At 60.3% G+C, this 4,214-nt stretch carries 5 protein-coding genes and 1 pseudogene; 2 read left to right on the forward strand and 4 right to left on the reverse strand.

What is annotated here, in order from left to right; genetic code table 11:
- Positions 1–361 precede the first annotated feature (361 nt).
- The 3 genes from ACX3P0_RS25030 to ACX3P0_RS25040 form a co-directional block, all read right to left on the reverse strand.
- On the reverse strand, positions 362–1,336 hold the full coding sequence (locus ACX3P0_RS25030) for a quinone oxidoreductase family protein (RefSeq protein ID WP_459092896.1): 975 nt from the start codon (positions 1,334–1,336) through the stop codon (positions 362–364).
- Between the two features lie 121 nt (positions 1,337–1,457).
- Positions 1,458–1,826 carry an NADP oxidoreductase gene (locus ACX3P0_RS25035; protein ID WP_459092898.1) on the reverse strand — a complete coding sequence of 123 codons (369 nt, stop codon included), beginning with the start codon at positions 1,824–1,826 and terminating at the stop codon, positions 1,458–1,460.
- Positions 1,823–2,293: an Lrp/AsnC family transcriptional regulator gene (locus ACX3P0_RS25040; protein ID WP_459092900.1), complete on the reverse strand. Its 471-nt coding sequence runs from the start codon at positions 2,291–2,293 to the stop codon at positions 1,823–1,825. Before ACX3P0_RS25040 ends, ACX3P0_RS25035 begins: the two co-directional genes overlap by 4 nt.
- A gap of 103 nt (positions 2,294–2,396) precedes the next feature.
- On the opposite strand from ACX3P0_RS25040, the gene ACX3P0_RS25045 reads away from it, so the two are divergent.
- A complete protein-coding gene (locus tag ACX3P0_RS25045; protein ID WP_459092902.1) occupies positions 2,397–3,335 on the forward strand; it encodes a hypothetical protein in 939 nt (312 codons plus the stop codon).
- A gap of 93 nt (positions 3,336–3,428) precedes the next feature.
- On the opposite strand, the gene ACX3P0_RS25050 is transcribed toward ACX3P0_RS25045, so the two are convergent.
- A complete protein-coding gene (locus tag ACX3P0_RS25050) occupies positions 3,429–3,638 on the reverse strand; it encodes a hypothetical protein (protein ID WP_459092904.1) in 210 nt (69 codons plus the stop codon).
- Between the two features lie 318 nt (positions 3,639–3,956).
- Here ACX3P0_RS25050 and ACX3P0_RS25055 point away from each other — a divergent pair.
- Positions 3,957–4,109, forward strand: a pseudogene (locus tag ACX3P0_RS25055) (transposase); the annotation flags it as partial.
- Positions 4,110–4,214: the final 105 nt, after the last annotated feature.

Here is a 4,214-nt window from a genome sequence, read left to right on the forward strand (position 1 = left end):
TTGGGCGTCGTATTTGAGGCGCGTTGCCGCCGAAGCTCATTGACCAAGTGAAGGACAGCGTTCCCGGCGCAGCTGCCCAAAACCTGCCTGTCCGCTTCCCACCCAATAGGTGACCTAGACGTCGCCCCAGATGCTTCCACGTGGGAAATGATTTCCCATCTCGGATATGGGCCGCTACCTGACTGTCTGGTATCAGGTATTGCTCTGAGGAAAGCTGCAGTTCGGCATATCGGTCGAAACGGCGGCCCTGGCATCTCACCGAAAGCGGACATTTTATCGGTGTAGGTGATGACGGCTTCGCGCCACAATCGGCCATGATAACTTAACAGGGATGGGCGCGAAGCGTAGCCGCTCCGCGCGGTTACGGTCTAAGTATCACCGGCCCATTGGATTGGCCGCTTTCGATGGCTTCATGGGCGGCGGCGGCCTCCCTGAGGGGGAACTCCTTCCAAAACGCCGTTGAGAATACACCCGTCATGGCTGCATCGAGAACATCTGCCGCTCGTTCCCTGTATTCAGTCGCCTCAGTCGCATGGGCTGCGAGCCCTGGACGAGTAAGATACAACGAGCCCTTGGCGTTCAGCGTGCCTACTTCGACGGGCGGAGGTGCGCCGGTGGAGGCCCCGAAGGACACCATCAGCCCACGCGGGCGCAGACTGTTTATGGAAGCCTCGAAGGTGAGCTTGCCGACGCCGTCGTAGACGACATCGGCCTTGTGGCCATCGGTGAGGGCTGCGACTTTCTCGGCGAGATCACCTTGCCCCCAAACCAGGACATCGTCGCATCCAAGCGTACGCGCTCGGTCCACGCTCGACTCCTTCGAAACGACACCGATCACCGTCGCCCCAAGGTGCTTTGCCCAAGGTGCCATGATCTGGCCGAGCGCTCCCCCTACGCCGTAAAGCAACACGACTGTACCCTGGCCGACCGCGTAGGTTGATTTCAGGAGGTACTGCGCCGTAATGCCCTTGAAAAGGACGGTCGCTGCGGTTTCGAAAGAAACCCCATCAGGCAGCGGGACGACCCGATCCGCGGAAATGGTGCGGCTCTCGGAATAGGCTCCTACAGGTCCCAGGATGTAGGCGGCCCGATCTCCGACCTTGAAATCCGTCACACCCGCACCGACCGCGCTGACAACTCCGGCAGCCTCAAGCCCGAGACCGGACGGCAAAGGTATCTTCACCGCGCCATTTCTCTGCGTGATGTCGAGGTAGTTCACGCCAATGGCTTTGTGATCGATAACAACTTCATTCGGACCCGGCGCGACGGCATCAATTTCAGTGGCGTGCAGTACATCGGGACCGCCGGTCTCGGTTAGTCGGATTGCTAAAGGCACGAGGAACCTCCTTGGTTACAGGATGGAGCGGGCTGTAATGGCTGAGCGGTAGACATTATTACCTGCGTATTCAGATTAGGATGCCTCCGCCGCCCAGTCGTGATCGCCGGAGGATTGGATACTACATGAACAATGTCCGACTTACACGGACCCCGAAATCAGCGTCCGGGTTCATCTTCGGGTCTCCCATCCTCTCGAGGAAGGCCCCAACCGCAAGATCGCGCCGCCTGGGAAGGCGAGCTTTATCGGCCGCTGCCAGCGCATCTGGCATCTCGTCGCGTGTGAGATCGGTGCAATAGGCAGGAGCGCCCGGCTGCTGCCGCCAGGAATCCGCGATGGTGCCAGAGTAGACGGCGTCGAGGCCTGAATCCTCTACGAGCGTCATCGCGACCTCGCGGTCCTTGTCTCTGTCGGCCGCGACGGGAATGGCAATGCGGTCCGAACTGCCTGCAGGCTTGCCCTTCCTCGCAAAGGAGTCGGAGCCGATCATTTGGGGGTAGCGTCTCGAGGCGTAATCTTCGTCGTCTCCTTATAGGTTTCGACGGCGAACAGCGTCGTGTAGCGGACCACGTCCGGATCACTGTCGAAGAGCCGGTCACAGAACGCCTGATATTCTTCCATGTCGCCGAAATGCCCGATCAGCACCGCGTCCAGATCGCCAGTGACACCGAACGCTTGGGTGATCGCCGGTTCCTCTGAAACGCGCGCGGCGAAGGACGACCGCACGTCCTTGGTGTGGTTGCGCGTCGTGACAGTGACGATAGCCCGAATGCTGCGCCCGAGTTTGGCCGGGTCCGCGAGATAGACGCAGGCTTTCAGGACGCCTGTTCGCCGCAGCTCCGCGACTCGGCGTAGGCAGGTCGAAGGCGTCGAGCCAACCGCCTCTGCCAGCTCCGCCTTGGTGAGCGTACCGTCTGCCTGAAGCGCGGCCACGATCCGGAGGTCCAGTTCATCCATATGCAGCGCCTCCGGTGGGCTGATTCGCCATTCTTTCGGATATTTTGACCACCCTAGCCGCGGCTTTCGCCGTATCAAAATAGAAAATCGGTGTGGTGAGACGATGGATAACGCAACGCTCGGGCTGATCTGGGCCTTCTCCTTTGTGATCCTGGAAGCGGCACAGGCCGTGTTTTTTGGTGGCGTGTTTCAGGACTACGACTCGTTCCTGATCGGCGGGGCAGTCTTTGGATTCACGGCTGCCGGAACGCTGATCTGGGCGAAGGTGCGGGCCCCGGAGCAATTGAGAATTGCGTGGGCCAACAGAGCCAGCCTGCTCGGGTTAAATCTCTCGACGGCCCTTGTCTGGATCGCATATTTCTTCGCGCTTCAAATGATCGAACCAGCTGTGGTCTTCACCGTGTTTTCAGGGCTGGTTCCCATTGCCATCGTGATTGCCGCGGCTTGCGGGGTTCCGGAAGCGTCACCGTTGCGCAACCGGGTCGAAGGCGTCGGCCTGATCACTGTGGTGATCGGCGTTGGTTATCTGGCGGCGATCACGCTGCTTGGACAATCAGGCTTCGTGCGAGGCGGCTGGACTGCCGCGATGGTCGGACTGCTGCTGACCTGTGTGTCTGCCGTCAGTCTCGCGGCGATGATGATCTACAGCCGGAGGCTCGACCGCCTCGGCATCGCACCGGTTGCGCAATATGCGCTGCGGTTTCCGCTCTACATAGTGGTGGCGCTTTCGGCCGCATGGCTCGGCCTTGATGGGAAAAGTCCGGTCGATCCAAGCGGGCTACTCGCTGTTGTCGTGATCGGCTTCGCGATCATGGCGTTTCCGGTCTTTGCGATGCAGAAGGCGATATCGCTGATGTCCACCCTGACACTGGCCGCGATCACGGCGCTCGGTCCACTGTTCGTTTTCCTGTTTCAGATCGGTGAAGGCCGCGTGGCTTACGCACAGGCCACGATGACGGGTCTGATGATCTATTTCGCAGGAGCTGTTCTTGCGGCCTATGGCGGGGCCAGACATTCGGGTGGAAAGGTCTCAGTGACATGACGGACAGAGGGCCAGCCTTTTGTCGCAAGGGTAGAATCCCGCGACATGATTTGCGACAGGGGGAAGCCATGAACACCGCAGCGTAGGCCCCGCTCACGATGATCGCCTAGACGCGGCCCGGTGGGTCGATCCGATACCAATCACGTCATGGTCCAGGAGATAGCGGTAGGCGTCGGCGTTGAAGTTCCCAGCCATGTCGTTGAACAGCAGTTCGCCGACAGTGCCGTACGGCTTGGCCTCGGACATCGGCCACCATGGGTTCTCGCGGTCGTAGGCTTCACGCGCCTTGCGCTCGATGGTCATGCAACCTCCCCCGCGCTCCGGCGTTTAGTTCGCGTGTTGCATGAGAGGTAAGCCCATGAAGAACTTCAGCGCGAGTATCTGGGCCAAGGATGGTGAGTTCGGCATTCGTCCGATCGGCTCTGTCGAAGAAGCGCAGATATTTCTCGAAAGCTGGCCGCATGCAGGGCGAAGCCCCCACTCTATTATGTTGCCGCAAACAGCATCGAATCTGCCAAGGCAGGTTCGACCCCGCCCGACGAAGCCATGCATGCCCTTTTCGAGCTTCTGGAGGACGCCAACGCTCTGGCCGAGGAAAAGCTTGCCACTTAAAGTCATGCCTTCCGCTACAAGGACTATCGCCGCGACAGCGCTGACCGCCAGCAGATTATGACGCTGGCCACCGACGAGCTCATCCGCCGCTTCCTCATCCATGTCCTGCCTCGTGGCTTCCACCGCATCCGGCACTACGGCCAGCTCGCCGGCTACGCCCGCGAGGCCAAGGGTCAGGAATGGAAATCGGTATTCGTCCTCAATACCATCGACGGCTGCATTCCCTCCGACCTTGGCGTCGGAACGACCGACGGCATCGAGGAGGAG

This window comes from Mesorhizobium sp. A556 (genome assembly GCF_054489545.1).

Bases quoted from the DNA above. Each gene is read 5' to 3' on its own strand.
- ACX3P0_RS25050 (WP_459092904.1), bottom strand. From the start codon at position 3,638: ATGACCATCGAGCGCAAGGCGCGTGAAGCCTACGACCGCGAGAACCCA.
- ACX3P0_RS25035 (WP_459092898.1), bottom strand. From the start codon at position 1,826: ATGATCGGCTCCGACTCCTTTGCGAGGAAGGGCAAGCCTGCAGGCAGT.
- ACX3P0_RS25045 (WP_459092902.1), top strand. From the start codon at position 2,397: ATGGATAACGCAACGCTCGGGCTGATCTGGGCCTTCTCCTTTGTGATC.
- ACX3P0_RS25040 (WP_459092900.1), bottom strand. From the start codon at position 2,293: ATGGATGAACTGGACCTCCGGATCGTGGCCGCGCTTCAGGCAGACGGT.